23 protein-coding genes are annotated in these 23040 nt (G+C 45.3%); 16 read left to right on the top strand and 7 right to left on the bottom strand.

The window, feature by feature from the left end; genetic code table 11:
* Positions 1-156: 156 nt before the first annotated feature.
* Together GO493_RS00930 and GO493_RS00925 are read right to left on the bottom strand one after the other, a co-directional pair.
* Entirely contained in the window at positions 157-1692 is a 1536-nt protein-coding gene (locus tag GO493_RS00930) for an HAD-IB family phosphatase (protein ID WP_157304188.1), read from the bottom strand.
* Positions 1693-1878: 186 nt separating this feature from the next.
* Complete coding sequence (locus GO493_RS00925) at positions 1879-3705, bottom strand: ABC transporter ATP-binding protein (protein ID WP_157304187.1); 1827 nt, start codon at positions 3703-3705, stop codon at positions 1879-1881.
* 146 nt (positions 3706-3851) lie between these two features.
* Here GO493_RS00925 and rbfA point away from each other — a divergent pair, with 146 nt between their 5' ends.
* Both rbfA and GO493_RS00915 read left to right on the top strand, forming a co-directional pair.
* The gene (rbfA, locus tag GO493_RS00920; RefSeq protein ID WP_157304186.1) at positions 3852-4226 is read left to right on the top strand and encodes a 30S ribosome-binding factor RbfA; all 375 of its coding nucleotides are present in this window, start codon (positions 3852-3854) and stop codon (positions 4224-4226) included.
* An 11-nt stretch (positions 4227-4237) separates the two neighbouring features.
* Positions 4238-5464, top strand: coding sequence for an FtsX-like permease family protein (locus GO493_RS00915; RefSeq protein ID WP_157304185.1), 1227 nt, complete (start codon positions 4238-4240; stop codon positions 5462-5464).
* 71 nt (positions 5465-5535) lie between these two features.
* On the opposite strand, the gene GO493_RS00910 is transcribed toward GO493_RS00915, so the two are convergent.
* Positions 5536-6378 carry a transketolase gene (locus GO493_RS00910; RefSeq protein ID WP_157304184.1) on the bottom strand — a complete coding sequence of 281 codons (843 nt, stop codon included), beginning with the start codon at positions 6376-6378 and terminating at the stop codon, positions 5536-5538.
* Between the two features lie 177 nt (positions 6379-6555).
* On the opposite strand from GO493_RS00910, the gene GO493_RS00905 reads away from it, so the two are divergent.
* The gene (locus GO493_RS00905; RefSeq protein WP_157304183.1) at positions 6556-7707 is read left to right on the top strand and encodes a glycosyltransferase family 4 protein; all 1152 of its coding nucleotides are present in this window, start codon (positions 6556-6558) and stop codon (positions 7705-7707) included.
* Positions 7708-7820: 113 nt separating this feature from the next.
* Positions 7821-8384: a ribosome recycling factor gene (frr, locus tag GO493_RS00900; protein WP_157304182.1), complete on the top strand. Its 564-nt coding sequence runs from the start codon at positions 7821-7823 to the stop codon at positions 8382-8384.
* Positions 8385-8440: 56 nt separating this feature from the next.
* Here frr and GO493_RS00895 read toward each other — a convergent pair whose 3' ends face one another.
* Positions 8441-9310 (bottom strand): DMT family transporter, encoded by an 870-nt coding sequence (locus tag GO493_RS00895; protein WP_198315416.1) that lies wholly within the window; start codon positions 9308-9310, stop codon positions 8441-8443.
* A gap of 107 nt (positions 9311-9417) precedes the next feature.
* Here GO493_RS00895 and GO493_RS00890 point away from each other — a divergent pair, with 107 nt between their 5' ends.
* From GO493_RS00890 to GO493_RS00845, 10 genes are all read left to right on the top strand, one after another.
* A complete protein-coding gene (locus tag GO493_RS00890; RefSeq protein ID WP_157304180.1) occupies positions 9418-10164 on the top strand; it encodes a PPK2 family polyphosphate kinase in 747 nt (248 codons plus the stop codon).
* Between the two features lie 57 nt (positions 10165-10221).
* Positions 10222-10653: a large conductance mechanosensitive channel protein MscL gene (gene mscL, locus GO493_RS00885; RefSeq protein WP_157304179.1), complete on the top strand. Its 432-nt coding sequence runs from the start codon at positions 10222-10224 to the stop codon at positions 10651-10653.
* A 189-nt stretch (positions 10654-10842) separates the two neighbouring features.
* The gene (locus GO493_RS00880; RefSeq protein WP_157304178.1) at positions 10843-11790 is read left to right on the top strand and encodes a DUF3078 domain-containing protein; all 948 of its coding nucleotides are present in this window, start codon (positions 10843-10845) and stop codon (positions 11788-11790) included.
* A gap of 82 nt (positions 11791-11872) precedes the next feature.
* Positions 11873-12661: a segregation and condensation protein A gene (locus tag GO493_RS00875; protein ID WP_157304177.1), complete on the top strand. Its 789-nt coding sequence runs from the start codon at positions 11873-11875 to the stop codon at positions 12659-12661.
* Positions 12658-13557, top strand: coding sequence for a helix-turn-helix domain-containing protein (locus GO493_RS00870; protein ID WP_157304176.1), 900 nt, complete (start codon positions 12658-12660; stop codon positions 13555-13557). The genes GO493_RS00875 and GO493_RS00870 overlap by 4 nt, the downstream gene beginning before the upstream one ends.
* A 201-nt stretch (positions 13558-13758) precedes the next feature.
* Entirely contained in the window at positions 13759-14286 is a 528-nt protein-coding gene (locus tag GO493_RS00865) for a YceI family protein (protein WP_157304175.1), read from the top strand.
* 206 nt (positions 14287-14492) lie between these two features.
* Positions 14493-14903, top strand: coding sequence for an OsmC family protein (locus tag GO493_RS00860; protein WP_157304174.1), 411 nt, complete (start codon positions 14493-14495; stop codon positions 14901-14903).
* Between the two features lie 145 nt (positions 14904-15048).
* Positions 15049-15759, top strand: a complete 711-nt coding sequence (locus GO493_RS00855) for a pirin family protein (RefSeq protein ID WP_157304173.1) — start codon at positions 15049-15051, stop codon at positions 15757-15759.
* Positions 15760-15785: 26 nt separating this feature from the next.
* The gene (locus tag GO493_RS00850) at positions 15786-16262 is read left to right on the top strand and encodes a Dps family protein (RefSeq protein WP_157304172.1); all 477 of its coding nucleotides are present in this window, start codon (positions 15786-15788) and stop codon (positions 16260-16262) included.
* Between the two features lie 249 nt (positions 16263-16511).
* On the top strand, positions 16512-16886 hold the full coding sequence (locus tag GO493_RS00845; protein WP_157304171.1) for a hypothetical protein: 375 nt from the start codon (positions 16512-16514) through the stop codon (positions 16884-16886).
* Positions 16887-16905: 19 nt separating this feature from the next.
* Here the strand turns inward: GO493_RS00845 and GO493_RS00840 are convergent, their stop codons facing one another.
* On the bottom strand, positions 16906-17964 hold the full coding sequence (locus GO493_RS00840; protein WP_157304170.1) for a 2Fe-2S iron-sulfur cluster-binding protein: 1059 nt from the start codon (positions 17962-17964) through the stop codon (positions 16906-16908).
* Between the two features lie 88 nt (positions 17965-18052).
* Positions 18053-19981 carry a 1-deoxy-D-xylulose-5-phosphate synthase gene (gene dxs / locus GO493_RS00835; RefSeq protein WP_157304169.1) on the bottom strand — a complete coding sequence of 643 codons (1929 nt, stop codon included), beginning with the start codon at positions 19979-19981 and terminating at the stop codon, positions 18053-18055.
* A gap of 301 nt (positions 19982-20282) precedes the next feature.
* Here dxs and GO493_RS00830 point away from each other — a divergent pair, with 301 nt between their 5' ends.
* Positions 20283-21326 carry a sensor histidine kinase gene (locus GO493_RS00830; protein ID WP_157304168.1) on the top strand — a complete coding sequence of 348 codons (1044 nt, stop codon included), beginning with the start codon at positions 20283-20285 and terminating at the stop codon, positions 21324-21326.
* Positions 21327-21383: 57 nt separating this feature from the next.
* A complete protein-coding gene (locus GO493_RS00825; protein WP_157304167.1) occupies positions 21384-22112 on the top strand; it encodes a LytR/AlgR family response regulator transcription factor in 729 nt (242 codons plus the stop codon).
* 39 nt (positions 22113-22151) lie between these two features.
* Here the strand turns inward: GO493_RS00825 and GO493_RS00820 are convergent, their stop codons facing one another.
* Positions 22152-22910 carry a geranylgeranylglyceryl/heptaprenylglyceryl phosphate synthase gene (locus GO493_RS00820; protein ID WP_157304166.1) on the bottom strand — a complete coding sequence of 253 codons (759 nt, stop codon included), beginning with the start codon at positions 22908-22910 and terminating at the stop codon, positions 22152-22154.
* Between the last annotated feature and the right edge of the window lie 130 nt (positions 22911-23040).

Genomic DNA, 23040 nt, shown 5'->3' with positions numbered 1-23040 from the left:
TTATTGGAAGTAATAGTGTGTGAGAAAGGTTATTGGACCTGTGGCCGGACTAAGAATTCAGGCTGAGATACTAAGCCTCTATTGAATATAAAAAAACGTCTCTCCGGATGGAGAGACGTCAAATTGTAAATAAACAGGGGTTCCAAGGAGATTATTTTATGAAACCTCTTGTTCTTTTTTACGTTTTCCGATATGCCTGGCGGCCAGGTACATAAGTCCTACGGACGCCAATCCTATCAGACTGCCAACACCAATGCGGCGTGCCTGTTTTTTGCTGATAGCCGGAAGACGTATCCTGAATTTCTCGGGACTTGCCTGGGCAATCTCTAACAAGGGTTCCATCCATGGGCCGGGAATAATTTTATCGGCAATCCGTTCTATACGGTTATCCACCGCGTCGAATGCCACTCCGATGCCTGCTGCCTCCAGCAGTTGGGTACTATCGGAACCACTGCCAACGTAGATTATGTTCTGCGGCAAAACGTGGTATTTGTCTGCAATATAGGACAATATATTGCTCTTGCAATAAAACGCTGCTTTAGTGGGGTCTTCTTTATCATGACAGAGGAAGTATTCCGGGATTGTAATTTCGCCGGTTGCCACGCTATCAAACAAATGCAGCCGGTTGGCAAATACAAAATCCATTCCCAGCCGGTTCCTGATATGACGTGCTATACATTCAAATCCGTCGGTGATGAGCCCGCAGGTATACCCTCTTTTCTTCAGTTCACGTACCACTGCTTTAATATCTGGCGTCAATGGTATATCATCTGCTACTTCCAGCAGCTCTGCGAGGTTGCGGTGGCGTAACATGGCGGCAGTATGTTCGAGGATGCTGGGCTGGTCTGTGTACCGGGCCCTGATGTCCTGCAGTTCTTCTTCAAAGCCAAATTCCCTGGCGGCATGCTGCAGGTAGTCTTCTGTGAAGATGGTTTCATCCAGGTTGAAGATCACCATTTTGTGCAGCTTGTCGATAGATTCGAGGATGGAATATTCCATCTGTTCCCTGATAATGTTGATGTTACCGAGTGTTGCCAGGTTTTCCTGCGGAATGTTCTCTGCTTTGCGTAGGATGGTCCTGGATACTTCGCGTGACATTTTACTGAGTTGTTCCCAGGTCTGCATGGCATTCTCTACCCTGCCAATATTAGCTTCTGTAATGCGGGCGCCCATCAGATGCATATCTATCAGCAACCCGATATCGACACCGTAATCATTTTCAAACTGTACCTGTGAGAGAAAAGATCTTTTTGCTGCTATCATGCCGCTGAGTGGCTGATTAAAACCTGCCAGGCCGGGAAAGAGGATGCTCAGCAGCGGTTTTGCTACCAGTTGTGTTACTCTTCCTGCCTGCCTTTCGAAATAGGATTTTACAAAGTCGGCTTTACCTTCAATGATAGGATCTGTGAGTAATTCCACAATGTTATCCGGGTATGTAAGGATATCTCCATCCACATACATCACAATATCATTCTTGGCTGCCATCATTCCTTCGCGCATGGAGATACCTTTTCCACGCTGGCTGCTTGTAATTACACGAACTTTCTCCTTTAATGCTTCTTCTACTGAATTGTCGTTCGAATCATCGTCAACAACAATGATCTCAATCTTGCGGGACGTCTTTTTAATAGTTTTGATTACCTGCCGTAAAGTTGCGCCTTCATTCAAAACCGGAATAACTATGGAAATCATAGGCGATGCTGATTGATTAGAAGGTGAAATAATGCCCAGTCACAAAGGCTGGAGTAATGGATTTAGCGCCAATAGGTCGCAAAAATGGGGCCATAGCCGGGGTTGCATGCAGGGTGTAAGGCATATATGAAGCAGAACGGCCGCAGGAATTTTCCTGCGGCCGTTACTGACAAGTATCTTTATCTGTCACTTAAACTCCTGCATTTCAACGAGTTTTCTGTAAATGCCGTCGTTAGCGATCAGTTGTTCATGTGTACCTTTTTCTTTGATCTCTCCTTTATCAAGTACTACAATTTCGTTGGCATGCTGGATAGTGGAAAGGCGGTGTGCTATTACAATAGTGGTGCGGTTTTCCATCAACTTGTCCAACGCTTCCTGCACCAGTTTTTCTGATTCGGTATCCAATGCGGAAGTTGCTTCATCCAGGATGAGGATGGGAGGATTTTTGAAAATGGCGCGGGCAATGGTGAGGCGCTGGCGCTGGCCGCCGCTCAGTTTCATACCGCGGTCGCCAATGACAGTATCATAGCCGTTTTCCAGCTGTATGATAAATTCATGTGCATTGGCAATTCTGGCTGCTTTGATGACTTCTTCTTTGTCAACGTTGTGCTGGCCAAATGCGATGTTATTAAAAACGGTATCGTTAAAGAGGATGGCCTCCTGGGATACCATGCCCATCAGGTTGCGGAGATCGTGCATTTTTACATCGCGGATGTCCTGGCCGTCTACCAGGATGCTGCCGGAGGTAACATCGTAGAAACGGGGCAGCAGGTCTGCCATGGTAGATTTACCGGCGCCGCTTTTCCCTACCAGGGCTACCATACGGCCTTTAGGGATGGTGAGCTGCACATTTTTCAGCACAGCATGTTCCTTATAGGCAAAAGTGATGTTGTTGTATACGATCTCCTTGTTAAAGGAAGCCAGCGGTTGTGCGTTAGGTTTATCCTGTATGGGATTGGGAGTGTCAATGATACGCAGCACTCTTTCTCCTGCTGATAATCCTTTAGGCAATGCTGTGAGGGCTGAGCCTATGGATTTGGCGGGGGCAAGTATCTGGAAGTAGAAGCCAAGATATGCAATGAAAGATCCTGCATCCAGCTTGGAAGAGCCGGACAGGATAAGGTTTCCGCCATACAGCATGATCACAATCACTACCATTACTCCCAGGATCTCTGATACGGGAGAGGCCATTTCGCGCTGATTCTGTATGGATTTCACGGTACGGGCAAAGGCCATATTATCTGAGTCGAATTTCCTGCTGATGAATTTCTCTGCATTAAATGCCTTGATAATACGGATGCCTGACAGTGTTTCTTCGCTGATATTCAGTATTCTGCCCAACAGGTTCTGACTGAGGTTGGATTTCTTTTTCAGCTTTTTGGATACGGAGCTGATGATGAAACCGGATACCGGAAAGAATACGAGAGTAAAAAAGGTCAGTTCCTTTGAGATGAGGAACAGGGAAATGAATGTGCCTATAATTACCAGCGGGTCGCGGAAGATGGTTTGCAGTGAAGTAACAACGGAGTTTTCCACTTCCACAACATCGCTACTGATGGTAGAGAGCAGGTCTCCTTTACGTTCGTCATGAAAGAACTGCAGGGACTGGGTACTGAACTGGTGAAACAGGTGTTCCCTCATTTTGCGTACCATGCTCACCCTCATACGGGTCATTACTTTCTGGCTGAGGTAGCCAAATATGTTTTTCAGTATGATGGTGATGAAAAGAACGACGCAGACATATACTAAAACTATAAATTCGGAGTAGTTGGTTAAAAGAACGTGCATATAGTAATAAAACACATCTTTCAGGTAGGTAAAGGAGAGGGTAAATGCCGGCAATTGGGTCACTACTGCTCTTTTACCTGTTTCGAACAACTGATTCATCAGGGGGATGAGCAGTGTAAAGTTCATCAATCCGAAAATGGTATAGAGGACGACGTATACAATATACTCCGGAACATAGTGGTGATAAGGTTTTGATAAACTCAACAGCCTAAAAAAAGTCTTCATCTTATAATTATTTATTCTTATCAGTTCATCCGTTCCGGCAGCGGGGAGTGAATTTAAGTCGTCCCGCGCATGCCTGTTTCCTTATCTTTGCCGGAGAGGATTGAATTAAGGGTGCAAGTTAATACAATCTCAAATCTTATATCATTATGCAGGAAAGCAAAAGACAGAAACAAATCGGACAATTGTTGCAGAAGGAACTGAGTGAGATTTTTCAACGTATGGGGTTTAACGTGCTGGAGGGCGGGATGATCTCCATTTCCGCGGTAAGGATCACGCCGGACCTGCTTGAGGCCAGGGTGTACCTGAGTATGTTCCAGATAGCTGATACACATGAAATGGTGAACAGGATAAAGGAGAGGATGGGTGAAATAAAGAAGGAACTGGGTAACCGGGTGGGTAAGCAGCTGCGCCGGATACCTGAGATCTCTCTTTTCCTGGACGATACCCTGGAGTATGTGTTTAAAATGGAGGAGTTATTTAAGAAGATCAAGGACGACGAAGCAGGGAAGGAAAACAAATAAAAAACAGGAATTTGATCTGGCAGTTCGCATCCCGTTATTTCAGGGCCAAGAAAAGCACCAATGCCATTAATATCATTGCCTGGGTGAGTGTAACGGCCATTGCTGTCGGTACAGGAGCGCTGATCATCATACTCAGTGTGTTCAATGGGTTTGAGGGATTGGTAAAATCGCTGTATTCTACTTTTTATCCGTCGGTAAAAGTCAGCCCGGTAAGCGGGAAGACCCTTACCCTTACTTCGCGGCAGCTGCAGGAGATTGCGGGTGTTCCCGGGGTGGCCTATGCTACGGAAGTAATAGAGGAGAAAGCGGTAATGCGTTATGGCGAGGGGGAACAGACCATTGCCATTCTTAAGGGGGTAGACAGCAACTACAACAAGGTGGCAGCGGTGAATAAAAGCATTGCCAGGGGCCGTTTTGATACAGGAGATGAGCTGGCGTACCGGGCAGTGCTGGGTGTAGAGCTGGAAATGGCCCTGGGGGTAGATGTGGAGAAAGATATGATGCCGCTTACCGTATACCTGCCACGGAGGAATGTGGGCAGCGGGGCACTTTCAGAGGAGGCCCTGGGCACAGGCACGCTTTATCCTGCCGGCTCTTTTGCTATTCAGCAGGAGTTTAACAGCAAATATGTGATCACCAATATTGCTTTCATGCGTGGGTTGCTGGGTATGAAGGAGAATGAGATGTCTGCGCTGGAAGTAAAGGCCAGACATGGTGTAGATGATAACCTGCTGAAGAAGCAACTGGAAACTGTGCTGGGAAAGGGGTATACGGTTGAAACACGTTATGAACAGAATAAGACGCTGTATGGTATTATGCAGATGGAGCGCTGGGCGGTGTATGTGATCATGACCTTTGTGCTGGCCATTGCAGCTTTCAATATGATAGGTTCCCTTTATATGCTGGTGATGGAAAAGCAGAAAGACATTACTATTCTGAAGGCCATGGGGGCAAAATCCAGTCTTGTTACCAGGATCTTCCTGGCGGAGGGGTTGATCATTGCGGGGATAGGTGCTGCGATCGGATTTGTGATCAGCATTGTGTTCTGTGTATTACAGCAGCAGTTCGGGCTGATAAGGCTGGATGAGCAGTCGTTCCTGGTGAATGCATATCCTGTAAGCATGCAGGTAAGTGATTTCCTGCTGGTGGGAGTTACTATACTGGTGATAGGTGTGGCGGCAAGCTGGTATCCTGCCAGGAGGGCGGGGAAGCAGGCTATAGAACTGAAGGCCACCTGATCCTGATATTGTATTAAAAGGAAAGGCTCTCACCGCGGTGAGAGCCTTTCCTTTTAATATTTTAGCCTGGATTAATAATCGCCCAGTTCTGCTGGTTCCGGCAGTTGTGCCAGTGCTTTAGCCAGTTGTTCATCACTTGGAGCGATGCCATGCCATTCGTGGTGACCTTCCATGAAGTCAACCCCTTTACCCATCACTGTTTTCATGAGGATAACGATTGGCTGTCCTTTGCCGGTCAGGCTGATAGCTTTTTCCAGTGTAGCTACTACTTCATCCATATTGTTACCGTCCATGTGCAGCACTTTCCAGCCAAAAGCGGCAAATTTAGGTTCCAGGTCTCCCAGGCCGGCTACATCTTCTACTGTACCATCAATCTGCTGGCCGTTCCAGTCAACTGTAACGATGAGGTTATCTACTTTATGATGGGGAGCGAACATGATGGCTTCCCAGTTCTGACCTTCTTCGAGCTCGCCATCGCCATGGAGGGAGAATACGAAGCGGTCGTCGTTATTGAGTTTTTTTGTCAGTGCAGCGCCGATAGCCACGCTCATACCCTGGCCCAGGGAACCGGAGGCGATCCTTATACCTGGCAGGCCTTCGTGAGTGGTGGGGTGGCCCTGTAAGCGGGAGTCCAGCTTACGGAAGGTGGACAGTTCTTTTTTGTCGAAGTAACCGGCATGGGCCAGCGTGCTGTAGAATACAGGAGAAATGTGCCCGTTGGAAAGGAAGAACAGATCCTGGTCTCCACCATCCATATCAAAAGGCTGCGGTTTGTGCTGCATTACTTTGAAGTAAAGAGCGGCAAAGAAATCCGCGCAACCTAAAGATCCGCCCGGATGGCCGCTCTGGCAGCCATGCACCATACGAACTATATCCCGTCTTATCTGAGTAGCTATGTCTTTCAACTGAGGCATGATAATTGCAAATTTATGAGTCGCTAAATTAATAGAAATTAGATATAATCATACATAATTTATGTGTACAAAATACCGTTTTTTATCAACCCAAGGTATCAAATCTTTTAATTTCCTATTTTTATGATACACATTTGGTTGAAATTAATATCTTTGTAATAATCAAGCCCCTCCCAGATGGAGAATGTTTTAATCGCTACTGTCCTAAGTTTTGTTGTTACCTATTTTGCGATACCTGTACTGATACGGGTTGCAGAATTGAAACATCTTTATGACGAACCGGACGAACGGAAATCACATAAGGCCAGAATCCCAACTTTAGGGGGAATTGCCTTTTTTTCTGGATTTGTAATGGCCTCTGCGGTATGCGTACCTGCTTTGGCTGATTCTCCGTTCCAGTACCTGGTAGCAGCTTTCCTGGTTATTTTCATGGTAGGTATGAAGGACGATATTGTTGGCCTTTCCCCGCTGAAAAAGCTGATAGGCCAGCTGATGGCTTCTTTTGCAGTGATCTATCTCGGCAATCTCCAGATCAACAGTATGTATGGATTAATGGGTATGTATGCCCTGCCTCCTCATTTCAGCCTGTTGCTCACATATTTTACTTTCCTGGTTATTATTAACGCTTTCAACCTGATAGACGGGGTAGATGGCCTGGCAGGCAGTATTGGCATGCTGGTGTCCGGAGTACTGGGTACTTATTTCCTGTATACGGGGGAGCTGATATATGCGGTAATGGGGTTTGCCCTGGCCGGAGGCCTGGCAGCTTTCCTTATCTATAATATATCTCCTGCAAGGATCTTTATGGGGGATACCGGTTCCCTGCTGGTAGGGCTGGTAAATGCCATCCTGATCGTCAAATTTATAGAAGTGGGAGGCAATCCGTCCGGCAAATTGCCTGTAGAAGCTGTTCCCGCTATCGCTATTTCTATCCTGATCCTGCCATTATTCGATACATTACGTGTATTCTCGATCCGTATGATGCATGGCCGGTCGCCTTTTTCTGCTGACCGTAACCACATACACCACTATCTTCTGGCATTGGGTCTGAATCATAAACAGACTACCCTGACGTGTGTGACAGTAAATGCCATGTATATTGCTGTTGGTTTTGTACTTCAGGACCTGGGCGCTACCTGGCTGCTGCTGGCGGTAGTAGGATCTGCCCTGGTGCTGACAGGTATCCTCTATTACATGAAAAAGAAGAAGGAAGCTGTACTGCGTGCGCTGGCAGTGTCTGCCATCAGGGATTCTGTTACTGACAGCACTGCTATTACCCAGCCTAAAGTGCTTAGGGTAAGCACTAAAGGGATGTTGCAGGATAAGTAGCTGTTACCTGTAATTATATTGTCCACGGCTTTAATGAATACTCCCTCCTTTGTTACGACTTTCGAATTTCAGATAAATCCTGTAGGTTTGCAGGCACTTAATTATTTTTTGCTATGCAAGATGATCTAACGTTAATTATGGACGATGCAGCCGGGTCTATGCAAAAGGCCATCGCGCACCTGGAAGTGGAACTCACCAAGATCAGGGCCGGTAAGGCAAACCCCCAGATATTGGATGGTATTACGGTAGAATATTATGGTGCTCCTACTCCCCTTGCACAAGTTGCAAACGTGAGTGTAGCTGATGCCCGCACCCTGACGGTACAACCCTGGGAAAGAAACATGCTTCAGCCCATAGAAAGGGCCATTATTGCCTCCAACATCGGTATTAACCCCCAGAACGACGGGCAGATCATTCGTTTGTTCCTGCCACCCCTTACTGAAGAAAGAAGGAAAGAATTTGTGAAACGTGCGGCTGGTGAAGGTGAACAGGCAAAAGTAGCTATCAGGAACATCCGCAGGGATGCTATTGAGGGTATTAAAAAACTACAGAAAGATGGTTTGAGTGAGGATATTGCGAAAGATTCAGAAGCTGATATCCAGTCGCTGACCAACAAGTATATTGAGATCGTGGATAAGCATTGCGCTCAGAAAGAGAAAGAGATCATGGTGATCTAAAACCTGTTCTTTAACCGCCGGTGGCGGGGTAAAGCAAAACGCTGATCCGGAACGGATCAGCGTTTTGCTTTATTGACCATATATACTCCGATCAGTATTACTCCAAGGCATATTACCTGCAGGAAGGAGATCTGTTCTCCGGCTACAAGTCCCCAGCCAATAGCTACCACCGGTAAAGCATAAGTGACCATAGAGGCAAACAGGCCACCGGCCTGTGTTATGAGGATGTAGAATAATACGGAGGCTATGCTGCTGCCTAATATTCCCAGTGTAATACTGGCTGCCACAGAACTCCACGGTATGGCAGGGCCGGACAATAAACTGAAGAAGCCAGAGAAATAGAGTACCGGCAAGGTGAATAGTCCGCAGAAAAAGAGTGCAATAGATCCCAGCTGCAGGGAATTGTAGGTCTTCAGGTGATGATGTACCAGGGAGATATTCACTCCGTAACATACGGTAGCCAATACTATCCACAGCCCATAATACCAGTATCCTGTATCTACGCCATTCACGGCAAAGAGCATGGCCACACCGGCCAGGCCTATACAGATACCCAGCAGCTGCTGCCTGATAATGGGCGTTTTATAAATGAAAAAGCCCGCCAGTAGCGCCATTAGTGGCGTCAGGCCATTCAGGATACCTGCCAGGGCGCTGTCAATGCGGGTTTCCGCAATACAAAAGAGGTAGGCGGGTATAAGATTGCCTAAGATGCCGGACAGAATGATAAGAGGTATCTTGCTGACAGGGGTTTGCCGTATATATTTGAAAAAGAATGGCAGCAGGGAGATGCCGGCACTGAATATTCTCAGGCTGGCTACCTGGTAAGGGGTAAGTCCCTGCAATCCTATTTTCATCAGGATAAAGGAACTGCCCCAGGTTAAAGAGAGCAACAGGAAAATACTCCAATGAAGTGCACGTTGGTTCAAGATGTGGCGGTTTAGATGCGCAAAGGTCTGCATATTTTTTATTATGGGGGAAATTTTCAACACTTCGGAGTATTTTTTGTTAGTCATAGGAGATAAGACCCATAATAATGAATAAGATCAAATTATCCTCCATCAGTACAGATGCACCCAAAGACATCAGTAAAGAAGAAACCAAAGAAATTACGAAACAGCTGTTGAAAGAACTGGATGAGTTGCAGAACCTCCTGTACGCTGAACATAAACATTCCCTGCTGGTAATTGTACAGGGTATGGATGCCAGCGGTAAAGATGGATTGATCAGGAAAGTGATAGGTAGTATGAACCCATATGGAGTGACCATACAATCTTATAAAGCCCCTACAGCTGAAGAGATGGACCATGATTTTCTCTGGCGCATTCACCGCTGCGCCCCGGCTAAAGGAGCGGTACAGGTATTTAACCGTTCACATTATGAAGATATTCTCATTCAGCGTGTGCATAAATGGATAGATGATAAAACTGCACAGAAAAGAATGAAAGCTATCAATCATTTTGAATGGCTGCTCACTGAACATAATAATACTACCATACTGAAATTCTATCTGCATGTATCGCAGGAAGAGCAGGCTGCGAGGCTGAAAGAGAGAACAGAAGACCCGAAGAAGATGTGGAAGTACAATGCAAAAGACCTTACGGAAGCAAAGCTCTGGAAAGAATATATGGAGATGTACGAAGATGCTTTCGAGAACTGTAATGATATTCCATGGATCATTGTGCCTGCTGACCGTAACTGGTACAAGGAATACGTAGTGGCGAAAACGTTAGTAGAGACATTGCGTTCACTTGACATGGAATACCCTGTCTTGAATAAATAATGTTTTAAATCTATCTTAGCTATATCATTCCATCTTCACTTCTAAAAAGTTATAATTATGTCATTCCTGAAGGAGTTCAAAGAGTTTGCAACAAAAGGAAATGTAATGGACCTGGCCGTTGGTGTGATCATTGGCGGTGCTTTCGGAAAGATCGTTTCATCTCTCGTAGAGAACATACTGATGCCGGTGCTGGGGTTATTTACGCAGGGCGCGAATTTTACGGATAATTTCTGGCTGATGAACGATAGTAAGGGTACGGGTTTCAAATCTCTTGCAGAAGCTAAAGCTGCCGGAGCGCCTGTATTTGCTTATGGTGCATTTATTCAGAGTATTATTGATTTTGTTATCATCGCTTTCTGCATTTTCCTGCTGATAAAATTCATGAATCGTCTTACACGTAAGAAAGAAGAGGCTCCTGCAGCGCCACCAGAGCCAACTACACAGGAGAAGTTGCTTATGGAGATACGGGATGCTTTGAAGAATAAATAAATCAGGCGAATATTTTTTGCTCAACAAAACCACTTTTGCTGAAGGCCGGCTGCAAATTAGCCGGAGATAAAAGGCGAAAGTGATTTTGTTGAGCAGTTTAGTTTTATAATTTTGCAGCGGTACAAATTTTAAACGGCCCCTGTTTGTAAATGCCGTAATTGCATTAATTGAAAATTAACTATTTAGCTGATGAGAAAATCTATCCTCATTATTATCTGTCTGTTATCGTGCCGGCAAGCACTCTTTGCACAGAGCGACTGGATGAAAACCTCCCGCGAAGAAGCCAGCGGTAAGATCAAGAAAGATGATAAGGATACAACTGTTGCCTTATGGAAGAAAGGAGGCATATTTAACCTGAACGTTAACCAGGGCTCACTGACCAACTGGGCCGCAGGTGGTGACAAATTCTCTTTCTCAGTAGCTTCTTCACTGAGTGCTTTTGCTTTCTATAAAAAAGGGAAGCATACCTGGGATAATGTGCTTGATCTCGCATACGGCTATGTGAACACCACCAGTCTTGGCGGCCGTAAAAGCGATGACCGTATAGGCCTTACTACCAAATATGGTTACGGCATTGCCAAAAATCTTTATCTCAGTGCTTTGCTGGATTTGCGTACACAGTTCACCGATGGTTATCTCTATGGTTCTGATACTGTAAAACCGGAACTGGTATCCCGTTTCTTCTCTCCTGCATATGTCCTGTTATCTCCAGGTCTTGATTATAAGCCCAATAATGAGCTTTCAGTCTTTTTCTCTCCTGTTACAGCCCGTTATGTAGTGGTAATGGACAATTACCTGGCATCGCAGGCTGCTTTTGGGGTGGATACCGGTAAGCATGTGAAGTCTGAATTTGGTGCTTATCTGACAGTTAACTGGGTGAAGACCTTAGCTAAAAATATAGTGTACAAGACGAGGATGGACCTTTTCTCGGATTACAAGCATAATCCTCAGAATGTTGATCTGTTCTGGACAAACAGCCTTAACCTGCAGGTAAACAGGTATATTTCTGCTGTTATATCTGTAGATATGATCTATGACGATGATGTAAAAGTGTTCAAGAATGAGAAGACGGGCGTTATGGGGCCACGACTACAGGTCAAACAGGTAATCGGGGTCGGGTTTACGGCAAAATTTTAGGAATGGCTGCGCTTAGCGCAGCCATTTAAATATCTGGCAGATACCTACCTGTTTTTTCCTATTTTTGGAGGCCTGATCTATTATGAGCGATAATTCCTACAAAATAAAACTCCCCCAGTTTGAGGGGCCGTTTGACCTGCTGCTTTTCTTTATTGAAAGAGATGAGCTGGATATCTACAATATTCCTATTAATACGATTACCCAGGACTTCCTGGCCTATATCCATCACCTTGAATCGCTGAACATTGAACTGGCCAGCGAATTCATCCTTTTTGTGTCTACCCTGATGAGGATCAAGGCTAAGATGCTGCTTCCGCGTAAGGAACTGGATGAACAGGGGCTGGAAATAGACCCCAGGCAGGAACTGATAGATAAGATACTGGAATACAAGCGTTTCAAGCAGGCCGCTGCAGAGCTGGCAGAGCGGGAAGCAGAACGTATGCTCCAGATCAAAAGAGGGAATATTGCCAAAGAACTGGCCAATATCGGGGAAATTACCAGTGAAGGTACTGAGGTACAGACACTTACGCTGTTTAAGCTGACCAAGACCTTCGAAAAGGTGATGCAGCGTGTGAAACAGCGTGAAAATAAGCCTCAGCACGTGGTATATAAATATGATTATACCATGGAAGGCTCCCGTGAATATATGATAGACCTGGCAAGACAGGAAAAGACAATGGCTTTTGAGAAGATATTTGACCTGTGCCGGGACCGTGTGCATGCTATTTTCCTTTTCCTGGGTATGCTGGAGCTTGTGCAGATGAAATACCTGGGAATTATGGTAGGTGAAGGCAGGAATAACTTTATAATTGATTACATTGAACCTGAAGACCGGGAAATAGAAGTGGCCGGTACCTTAGACCTGGAATGAGTGACAAACGTGAACATATAGAGATCGTATCCTTACCGGAATACGCGCATACGGACCCCAAATTCGTTGTGTCAGGTCTGTGTGAGCTTGGGAAGGGATTCTTTGACAATAACAGCATTCCACACCGGCATGATTTCTATACTGTTTACTGGATAAAGAAAGGGCAATTGTTACATACCATAGATACAGTGACCCATGCCGTAAAGAAGAACACCCTGTTCTTCCTGGCGCCGGGGCAGGTGCATAAAATGGAATTCAGCGAGAAAGTAGAAGGTTATATGATCGCTTTCCAGGATGCCTTTATGTGTCTGAAAGACCAGGCAGCTACTCTGATGGGCATTAACTCTTCCCTTTTCTTTAACAACCAGTTCAGCAGCGTGATCACCCTGAACCCTGAACAGGAGAAGGATTTTGAGATGCTGGTGCACATGATGATGAAAGAGTTGAAAGAGCAGGCTGCTGAATATGAAACCGCCCTGCATGGCCTGCTGAGATATTTCCTGGTGCTGGCTTCCCGTATTAAAGGCAGCAGTGTTGTAGCTACCCCCGATCAGCACGTTACCCATAACAGTTCTGTTTTCCTGCAGTTCAAGAACCTGATAGAGGAAAAATATACTATATTGAAGAATGTGTCTGATTATGCCAGCCTGCTCTATATTAAACCGGTATTACTGAATGAGATCAGCAAGCAGCTGTCTGGTATTACGGCGGGAGAGCATATCAGGAACCGTGTGATCCTGGAAGCGCAGCGTTATTTATATAATACAGACCTTTCTGCAAAAGAAATAGCCTATAAACTGGGCTTTGAAGACCCCCATTACTTCAGTCGTTTCTTCAAGAAATACACCAGCCAGACCCCTTCTGAGTTTAAAGAAGCTTCTAAAGCAAGCGTTTGATCTTCCTCCGCAAAAAAAAGTCCACCACTTAAGTCTTTTTATCCATTCCGAATATTTGTTGCAACAGCTAATTTTGTATTGTCTTAATCAAACGGATATGGCAATGGGGTGAAAGAATAAGGTTAAAGGCAAAGTAATTGCATATCAATCTTTAAATAAGCATACTTAAAACATTAAACTCAAAAAATTAAACTTACAGTTATGGCAATCTGGAAAATCGATCCTACTCACAGTGATGTAGAATTTAAGATCAGGCACCTGATGATCACCAATGTAACAGGATACTTTGGTAAGTATGATGCTACAGTGGAAAGCAACAGTGATGATTTCACGGATGGTAAGATCACTTTTGAAGCTGATGTAAACAGCATTTCCACGAAGAACGAACAGCGCGATCAGCATCTGCAGGCGGAAGATTTCTTCCATGTAGCGCAGTATCCGAAGCTGAATTTCGTTTCTACCGGTGTGAAAAAAGTAGATGATGAGAATTATAAAGTATCCGGCGATCTGACTTTGCGTGGTGTGACCAAACCAATAGTACTGGATGTTGAGTTCAGTGGTATTGTGAAGGACCCATATGGACAGACCAAAGCAGGATTTGAAATAAAAGGCAAGATAAACAGGAAGGATTTTGGGGTTTCATTCAATGCGGTAACTGATAATGGTGGATTGATGCTGGGTGAAGAAGTGAAATTGCTGGCTAGTGTGCAGTTTGTAAAACAGGCTTAATGAATGAATGTGTTTTCTGGCACAGGAGGGGAAAATAATGGTTCAAAGAAAGATTTTTTAGGATTGATTGCCAGAAATAGTGTGCGGAGCCGGATGAAGTAATTCATCCGGCTTTTTTGTGTGCAGAAAAAGAAATAGTAATTTGGGATGATTAACCAGTCTTTCACTGATTCAAATATTCATTAATCCATACAAAAGCATTAATCATGAAAAGATCTGCATCCGCTAACTGGAAAGGTACCGGTAAAGATGGAAAAGGTACAGTAAGTTCACAGTCGGGCGTATTGAACAATACTGCTTATTCCTACAAAAGCCGCTTTGAAGATGGTGTTGGTACTAACCCAGAGGAACTGATAGCTGCGGCACATTCCGGCTGTTTCACCATGAAGCTCAGCTTCCTGCTTTCCGGCGCAGGTTTTACCCCGGAGAATATTGACACCAAAGCTACTATCACCCTGGATAATGGCGTTATTACCAGCAGTCACCTGGAACTGAAAGCTACTGTTCCCGGTCTGGATAAAGATAAATTTGCAGAGCTGGCAGAAGAGGCAAGGACTAATTGCCCTATCTCCAAATTGCTGAATACCGAGATCACCCTGGATGCAGTTCTTGTATAAGTGCTGTACAGATGAAAAATAGCTGAAGGGTCCTGCGTAAGCAGGACCTTTTGATTTTAAATAATCCACTCTTTTCTGTATTCGATCCATTTGCCTGTCCTTATTATATCCGGAAATTTGTATTGTAAATAAGGAGAGCAGTTTTATGGAGAAAATTATTCACAGGGCAGATTCACGCAGTTTTTCCAATCATGAATGGTTACAGAGTTATCATACGTTCAGCTTTGCAGGTTATTACAACCCGGAGCGTATACACTTTGGTGCATTGCGTGTATTGAATGACGATCATGTAAAAGGTGGTATGGGTTTTGGCATGCATCCGCATGATAATATGGAAATAGTATCTATTCCACTGAGTGGTGCACTGGAGCATAAAGATAATACCGGCCGGCATGAGATCATACGCAGCAATGAAGTACAGATCATGAGTGCGGGTAGTGGTATTGCTCATTCGGAATTCAACGCATCCAAGACGGAACCGGTCAGCTTCCTGCAGATATGGGTATTCCCCAAGCTGCGTAATATCACTCCGCGTTATCAGCAAAAAACGTTTGAACCTTCAGAGAGAAAGAACAAACTGCAGGTAGTAGTATCGCCGGAAGGTGATAGTGATGCGCTGCTTATAAACCAGGATGCATGGTTTTCACTGGGGCGGTTTGATGAAGGACAAACTGTAGAGATTACTCCCGGGATGCCTCAGCATGGAAGCTATCTTTTTGTGCTGGAAGGAGAAGTGGAAGTAGCTGGTGAAACGCTGCAGCGCCGTGATGCTATTGGACTCAGCAATTATGATAGCGCTACTGTTAAAGTACTTAAAGCGGCAGAGTTTTTGTTGATTGATGTTCCGATGAGCTGATTAAAATTACCCTAAAATATCAGTATATGAGTACAGCAACAACGAACATTGGATTAGCAAAAAAGACTTCAAAAGAACTTGCTGAAAAACTGAATACCCTGCTTGCGGCTTACCAGGTTTTTTATCAGAATGTGAGAGGGTTTCACTGGAATATTCGTGGTGATAAGTTCTTTACGCTTCATGCCAAGTTTGAAGAATTATATACGGATTCGCTGACGAAGATCGATGAAATTGCGGAGCGTATATTAACGCTGGGTTTTACTCCGGCGCATGCATTCTCAGATTATATTGAGCATTCTCTTATTAATGAAGTGACACATGAAAGTAAGGATGCAGCTTGTGTGCAGCATGTGCTTTCGGGGTTGCAGACATTGATAGAGATAGAGAGGGAAGTTTCTTCTATCAGTGATGAGGTAGGTGATGATGGTACTAATGATCTGATCACTACTTATATTCGTGAGCAGGAGAAATTAGTGTGGATGTATAATGCGTTTCTTCGTTGAGATCAGATTTTTCAGATAAAAATATAGTACCGCAAAGATTGTTTTCACCTTTGGAGAAAGCAATCTTTGCGGTATTTTTTTGCGCTGTTTTATGCTTTTGATAAAGGCAATTTTTGCGGTGTTTTTTGTGTTGTATGCGGCTGGAAAATGGAAAAAGCTTTGTAACTTAGAAACAAGTAACTGACAGGAAATTGTATTGCAACACGGAAATGATGAATATACTTATCATTCACATTAAAATCAATACATATGGAAGTTTCCGCACAAACCTCAGATCTTGAACAGATCCAAAGCTGGAAGGACGAAGTCAATGTTACCAGGGAGTCCCTCCGGTCAATGCGCAGTCACCTGGAAGAAATAGCACCAAACAAAAAAGATGAAGATTCCCTTGCGCAGGTAGAGCATTTTCAGAACCAGTTTATCCGCCAGATGGAAGTAGCTGATGAGATGCACCACGATTTGAAACAATCTGCAAAAAAAATCTCGAACAATGGTCAATCACTTATCATACATGATGATCGTCCTGTTGATGACGTTGATGTGATGCTTGACCGTATGCAAACGTTTAGAAAGCTGTATAATGAGCTGCAGGAGGAATTCAAAGGGTTCAGCGCCTTCTCGTAACCTTATTTATTGTTTGCATTTATAATTCAATAATCACGGTTTCACTTGCCGCATATCCGGTACAGGTAAGTACCAGGCCCTGCTCAATTTCCTTGTCAGTCAGTACTTCATTCAGGGCCATCCAGACTTTTCCTTTTGTGCACCGGGCAGTGCAGGAGCCACATACGCCGCCTTTGCAGCTATATGGAAGAGCTATACCCTGTGCAAGGGCTTCCCCGAGAATATTCTTATTGCCGGGAATGGAAAGGTGATAAATATCTCCATTGATATGTAATTCTACCTGCTTCATGGAAGTGTCTGCAGGATGGCCTATTCGTGCCAGCTGAGGAGCTGTATTCACTACGAAGTTCTCTTTATGGAGTTGTTCTTGCTCAAATCCCATGAATTTTAAGGTCAGCAGTGCCATGCGCATATATTCCGGCGGGCCGCATACAAAGAACTGTGCGTCTGAACGCTGGTAGCGGAGCTTTTCATTTACCAGCGGTTCCAGCATGGTATTGCTGAGTCTGCGGAGAAGTGTTTTATCATCCAGTGGCTCACTGCTGAAAAGGTACATGATGTGCAGTTGTTCGGCGTATTGCTGTGCGAGCTGTTGCAACTGCTGATAGAAGATGGTGCGGTCATAAGAGGGAGTGCTGTATACCAGCTGAATATGAGCTGTTGGCTCATTATGGAGGATATACTTAAGCAGGGAGAAAAGAGGGGTAATACCGCTGCCGGCGCCAAGCAGGAAGATATCCCGTGGCTGAGTGGCTGGTTTGTCCAATGTAAAACGGCCGGAGGGTTGTAATACGGTAACCTCATCGCCTACTTGCCAGTTGCGTAATATATGCCTGGAGATTTCACCATTTTCTTTTCTACGGATGGTGACAGCCGGGAGTGGATCAATGCCGGGAGATGAACTGAAGGAATAGGAACGGCGATATTCTGTACCGTGCAGGTTTACAAGGAAGGTCAGGAATTGTCCTGCCTGGTAAATGAGCGGTTGTTTGTTTATTGTAGAGAATCTGTATGTAAAGGTGTCTGTTGTTTCCCTGATAATGTCCCGGATAACGAGCTGTATGTGCAATGGATCCATTTATTTAACTATTAGACTTAAAACCTTCTCTTAAAAAAAATGCTTTTACCGAAGGTAAAAGCATTTTTTTTAAGAGAATTTCCCTGTTTTATATAGCGGTCACAGTGATCTTTTCTTTCAGCATTTTACGGGCAGCGGCAGCTATGCCGGCAGCGTCATAACCACATTCGCGGTGCAGTTCTTCAGGTTTACCATGCTCAACAATACGGTCAGGAATACCCAGCATCCGCACGTTAGCTTTATAGCCATGTTGTGCCATGAATTCAAGGATGGCGCTGCCAAATCCACCGGTGATAGCGGCATCTTCTACTGTAATCACATTGCTGAACTCGCTGAATATTTCATGTAATAATGCTTCATCAAGTGGTTTCACGAAGCGCATATCATAGTGAGCTGGCTGGAGGCCGTCGGCTATCAGTTCTTTGCAGGCTTCAGTGACGAAGTTTCCCGGATGGCCCAGGGAAAGGATAGCAATGTCCTTACCACTGCGCAGTTTGCGCCCGGTACCTATTTTGATCTCTTTGAAAGGCTGTTTCCAGTCAGGCATTACACCTTGTCCTCTCGGATAGCGGATCACAAAAGGCAGTTCCTGTGAAGGCAGCTGGGAGGTATACATGAGGTTGCGCAGCTCTTCTTCGTTCATTGGTGAGCTGATGATAACGTTTGGTACGCAACGCATATAGGCAATATCATAGGCACCATGGTGAGTGGGGCCATCTTCTCCTACCAGTCCGGCACGGTCCAGGCAGAACACAACGGGCAGTTTCTGGATAGCCACGTCATGGAGGGCCTGGTCATAAGCCCTTTGCATAAAGGAGGAGTAGATGTTACAGAACACTCTCATGCCTTGTGTTGCCAATCCGGCAGAGAGGGTAACGGCGTGTTGTTCGCAGATACCTACGTCGAATGCGCGGTCCGGCATTTTTTCCATCATGAATTTGAGGGAAGAGCCGGAAGGCATGGCGGGGGTGATCCCCATGATGGTATTGTTCTGTTCGGCCAGTTCTATGATGGTATGGCCGAATACGTCCTGGTATTTGGGAGGTTGTGGTTTCTCCTGTGGTTTCCTGAAGATCTCTCCGGTGATCTTGTCGAACAGACCTGGTGCATGCCAGGTGGTCTGGTCTTTTTCTGCCAGGGCATATCCTTTACCTTTTGTGGTAACGATGTGCAGCAGTTTCGGGCCTGGAATATCTTTCAGGTCCTGGAGGGTATCTACCAGTTTTACGATATTGTGGCCGTCTATGGGGCCGAAATAGCGCAGTTTGAGCGATTCAAACAGGTTACTGGAACTGGATACAACGCCTTTCAGGCCGGCTTCCAGTTTGGATGCCATATCCCGGGTAAAGCGTTTACCTACCGGCAGTTTGCCCAGCAGGTTCCATACGTCATCACGCAGTTTGTTATAGGTAGGAGAAGTGGTAATATCTGTCAGGTATTCTTTCAGGGCGCCTACGTTGGGATCTATAGACATGCAGTTATCATTCAGGATGATAAGCACGTTGGCATTGGCCACGCCGGCGTGGTTCAGGGCTTCGAATGCCATTCCTGCTGTCATGGCCCCGTCTCCTATTACGGCTATGTGCTGGCGGTCTGCCTCTCCTTTGTATTTGGAGGCCATAGCCATGCCTAAGGCGGCGGAAATGGAGGTGGAAGAGTGCCCTACCCCAAAAGTATCGTACAGGCTTTCATCCCGTTTAGGGAAGCCGCTGATGCCGTGATATTTACGGTTGGTATGAAAAACGTCCCTGCGTCCGGTGAGTATCTTATGGCCATAGGCCTGGTGACCTACGTCCCATACCAGCTGGTCATACGGGGTATTAAATACATAATGCAGTGCCACGGACAGTTCTACCACACCCAGACTGGCGGCAAAATGGCCGCCATGAACGCTAACCACATCAATAATGAACTGGCGGAGTTCTTCACTTACCTCATGCAGTTGCTCTTTGCTCAGATTCCGCAGATCGGCAGGGGATTCAATCTTGCCCAGCAGTGGGCCTGGCGTTATGTTCATACTTTATGGTTGCAGGATTTATTAACAAAAGTACAAATTAATGTGCTAATGTGAATGCCGGCTGAAAGCGGGGAGAGATTTTGCGCTGCGCGTGGCAGAAAATTTTTAAGTGAAGGGGATCGGGCCTGTGGCCAGCTGAAAGAAAAGGGGAAGCGATTTCCCGGAAAAAGATAGAAAACCCATACATCAGCACATTTGTACTTCCGCCATGCTGCACACCCATTCATAACATTTGGGTTCGGTCAGGCGGCTCCCATCGGTATTTTTGAAATATTGCAGTAGTTTACTAATTTTCAGATAGATGTTTAAACGAATATCAAAATACTGGTGGTGCCAGATATTGGGGTGGTTGGCCTATTTCGTAGTAAACCTGTTCTTTGCTTATTCCTTTGCCGGTTTTGTAGGTACAATTTACCTGGTAAACCTTTTCCTGATCATATTTTTCGGGCTTGTAGCCACGCATGGGCTGAGAAGTGTGATCAAGCGGCTGAGCTGGTTCCAGTTCAGTTTTGAGAATCAGATGTTGCTGTTCTTTGCTTTGACCATCGGCTCGGGAGTGATCATCTATCTGGGAAAAAGTGCTATAGGCAGCCTCCTGATCCAGCTATGGGGCCGGAGGTCTTATAACGAACGGTCGGATACGGTAAATTTCCTGTTATCTACTTTCCTTATTACGGCTATCTGGTGGCTGATCTATTTTGTCTGGCATTATATAGACAGGAACAGGAATGCCCAGGTAGATAAGTTAAAGCTGGAAACTACGGTAAAGGAGCTGGAACTAAAGACCATCAAATCACAGCTTAACCCACACTTTATCTTTAATGCGTTAAACAGTATCCGGGCATTGGTGGACGAGAATCCACAGCGTGCCAGGACCGCCATAACAGAGCTTTCCAATATCCTCAGAAGTTCCATGCAGGTGGAGAAGGCAGAAACAGTGAGCCTGGAAAATGAATTGAATATTGTAAAAGATTACCTTGCACTGGAGAATATCAGGTTTGAAGAACGGCTGAAAGTAACGTACAATATTGAGCCTGAAACATTGGGACTACCTATTCCGCCTATGATGTTGCAAACGCTGGTCGAGAATGCCATCAAGCATGGTATCTCCCGTATTATCAAGGGAGGTGTTGTTAATATAAGCTCTCACCTGGTGGGCGTACATCACGAGATAACGATAGAGAACACAGGGCAGATCGTAGAAGAAAAAACAACCGGCCACGGATTTGGCCTTCAGAGCACAAGACAGCGTTTAAGCCTGTTGTACGGCAACAGGGCTTCTTTCGATATTTACAATAAGAATGGTGAAACGGTTGAAGCGAAAGTGCTGATGCCTTTGTTTTAATTTTAAATCCTTGTCAGGAGCAGCAGGCGAAGCTGCTGCCGGTAAAAGTACCTGCTCATGAAAAAAGCATTGATAATTGATGACGAACGTCTGGCCAGAAGCGAGCTAAAAAAATTACTGGCAGACCATCCGGAGATCGTGGTAGTGGGAGAAGCGGTGAATGCAAAGGATGGACTTGAAAAGATAGAGACACTCCACCCCGATCTGCTTTTCCTGGATATACAGATGCCGGACAAGACCGGTTTTGAGTTGCTGACGGAACTGGAAAGAACGCCGCATGTGATCTTTACCACTGCATATGACGAATATGCCCTTAAGGCATTTGAGTACAATGCGCTGGATTACCTGCTGAAACCTATAGAGCCCAAGCGGCTGGCAGATGCCATTCATAAGCTGCAACAACAGGAAGAGAAGGAGCGGCAGGCGGAGGCTGGTCCTATACGCACTATTCTTTCTGAGAATGACCAGGTATTTGTGAAGGACGGAGACCGTTGCTGGTTTGTAAAGTTGCAGGAGATCCGTCTTTTTGAAAGTGTGGGAAACTATGCGCGGGTATATTTTGAGGCCAATAAACCGTTGATCCTGAAATCTCTGAATGCCCTGGAAGAGCGTCTGGACGAACGTACTTTTTTCCGGGCCAACCGCAAGCATATTGTGAACCTTCGTATGATAGAGAAGATAGATACCTATTTTAACGGTGGGTTGCTGCTGGAGATGCGCGGAGGGGAGAAAATAGAGGTGAGCCGCAGGCAGGCAGTGAAGTTCAAGGAGATGATGAGCTTATAAAAAATATAAGGGAGGGCACCGGCCCTCCCTTTAAAAGATCTATTTGAGCGCAGGCATTGCTGCGTGAACAGCATCTGCAATTTCTTTAATGAGAGAAGTTTCTTTCTCAATAGCATTACCGACTACAATAACATCGGCGCCGGCTTTACAGTTGAGGTACGCTTTTTCAGCATCACGGATACCGCCGCCTACTATGAGAGGGGCCGATATCTGGCTGGCTACACGGGCAATCATACTTTCGGTAATGGGTTTGCGCGCGCCGCTGCCGGCATCCATGAATATAACTTTCATTCCCAGCATTTCACCTGCCATTGCGGTACAAAGCGCGATATCGTCTTTATCTGCCGGGATGGGCGTTGTGTTACTGATATATGAAACGGTTGTAGGTGCTCCACCATCTATGACCATATAACCGGTGGAAATCACTTCCAGCCCGCTTTTCTTGACTGCAGGAGCTGAGAGGACATGTTGACCAATCAGGAGCTCAGGATTACGTCCTGAAATTACAGAAAGATATAACAGGGCATCCGCATGGCGGGATACCTGAGAAGGACTGCCTGGAAACAAAACTACAGGAATATCACAACGGGCCTTAAGCTGTTGAACGCATTCATCCAGATGGTTAGTGATCACAAGACTGCCTCCCAGAAAAATGTAATCTACCTTGGCAGCAGTACACTTAGCTGCCAGGTCTGCTATTTCAACGGGCGTAACCTTGTCCGGATCAATCAGAACGGCGAAAGACTTCGTTCCCTTTGCCTTCCTATCGATAAAAGAATTGTATATTTTATTGTGCATTAAAATAGCATTGTTCCGGTTGTCGCAAATGTATAAAAATTTTGGTAATAAGTCACATTCTTAGTCAAATATGCATGTCATTCATTTTTTATCCGAGAAAATCCTGTGTCCATAAGGGTTTCATAGGTGC

The sequence above is a fragment of the Chitinophaga tropicalis genome, from assembly GCF_009758205.1.
GTDB classification, from domain to species: Bacteria; Bacteroidota; Bacteroidia; order Chitinophagales; family Chitinophagaceae; genus Chitinophaga; species Chitinophaga tropicalis.
The sequence above is the reverse complement of the archived record's forward strand: the minus strand, read 5'-3'. Positions and strand labels throughout refer to the sequence as shown.

Excerpts from the sequence above, each read along its gene's own strand:
- GO493_RS00930 (WP_157304188.1), bottom strand. The coding sequence starts at position 1,692 with ATGATTTCCATAGTTATTCCGGTTTTGAATGAAGGCGCAACTTTACGG.
- GO493_RS00925 (WP_157304187.1), bottom strand. The coding sequence starts at position 3,705 with ATGAAGACTTTTTTTAGGCTGTTGAGTTTATCAAAACCTTATCACCAC.
- rbfA (WP_157304186.1), top strand. The coding sequence starts at position 3,852 with ATGCAGGAAAGCAAAAGACAGAAACAAATCGGACAATTGTTGCAGAAG.
- GO493_RS00910 (WP_157304184.1), bottom strand. The coding sequence starts at position 6,378 with ATGCCTCAGTTGAAAGACATAGCTACTCAGATAAGACGGGATATAGTT.
- GO493_RS00905 (WP_157304183.1), top strand. The coding sequence starts at position 6,556 with ATGGAGAATGTTTTAATCGCTACTGTCCTAAGTTTTGTTGTTACCTAT.
- frr (WP_157304182.1), top strand. The coding sequence starts at position 7,821 with ATGCAAGATGATCTAACGTTAATTATGGACGATGCAGCCGGGTCTATG.
- GO493_RS00890 (WP_157304180.1), top strand. The coding sequence starts at position 9,418 with ATGAATAAGATCAAATTATCCTCCATCAGTACAGATGCACCCAAAGAC.
- mscL (WP_157304179.1), top strand. The coding sequence starts at position 10,222 with ATGTCATTCCTGAAGGAGTTCAAAGAGTTTGCAACAAAAGGAAATGTA.
- GO493_RS00880 (WP_157304178.1), top strand. The coding sequence starts at position 10,843 with ATGAGAAAATCTATCCTCATTATTATCTGTCTGTTATCGTGCCGGCAA.
- GO493_RS00875 (WP_157304177.1), top strand. The coding sequence starts at position 11,873 with ATGAGCGATAATTCCTACAAAATAAAACTCCCCCAGTTTGAGGGGCCG.
- GO493_RS00870 (WP_157304176.1), top strand. The coding sequence starts at position 12,658 with ATGAGTGACAAACGTGAACATATAGAGATCGTATCCTTACCGGAATAC.
- GO493_RS00865 (WP_157304175.1), top strand. The coding sequence starts at position 13,759 with ATGGCAATCTGGAAAATCGATCCTACTCACAGTGATGTAGAATTTAAG.
- GO493_RS00860 (WP_157304174.1), top strand. The coding sequence starts at position 14,493 with ATGAAAAGATCTGCATCCGCTAACTGGAAAGGTACCGGTAAAGATGGA.
- GO493_RS00855 (WP_157304173.1), top strand. The coding sequence starts at position 15,049 with ATGGAGAAAATTATTCACAGGGCAGATTCACGCAGTTTTTCCAATCAT.
- GO493_RS00850 (WP_157304172.1), top strand. The coding sequence starts at position 15,786 with ATGAGTACAGCAACAACGAACATTGGATTAGCAAAAAAGACTTCAAAA.
- GO493_RS00845 (WP_157304171.1), top strand. The coding sequence starts at position 16,512 with ATGGAAGTTTCCGCACAAACCTCAGATCTTGAACAGATCCAAAGCTGG.
- GO493_RS00840 (WP_157304170.1), bottom strand. The coding sequence starts at position 17,964 with ATGGATCCATTGCACATACAGCTCGTTATCCGGGACATTATCAGGGAA.
- dxs (WP_157304169.1), bottom strand. The coding sequence starts at position 19,981 with ATGAACATAACGCCAGGCCCACTGCTGGGCAAGATTGAATCCCCTGCC.
- GO493_RS00830 (WP_157304168.1), top strand. The coding sequence starts at position 20,283 with ATGTTTAAACGAATATCAAAATACTGGTGGTGCCAGATATTGGGGTGG.
- GO493_RS00825 (WP_157304167.1), top strand. The coding sequence starts at position 21,384 with ATGAAAAAAGCATTGATAATTGATGACGAACGTCTGGCCAGAAGCGAG.
- GO493_RS00820 (WP_157304166.1), bottom strand. The coding sequence starts at position 22,910 with ATGCACAATAAAATATACAATTCTTTTATCGATAGGAAGGCAAAGGGA.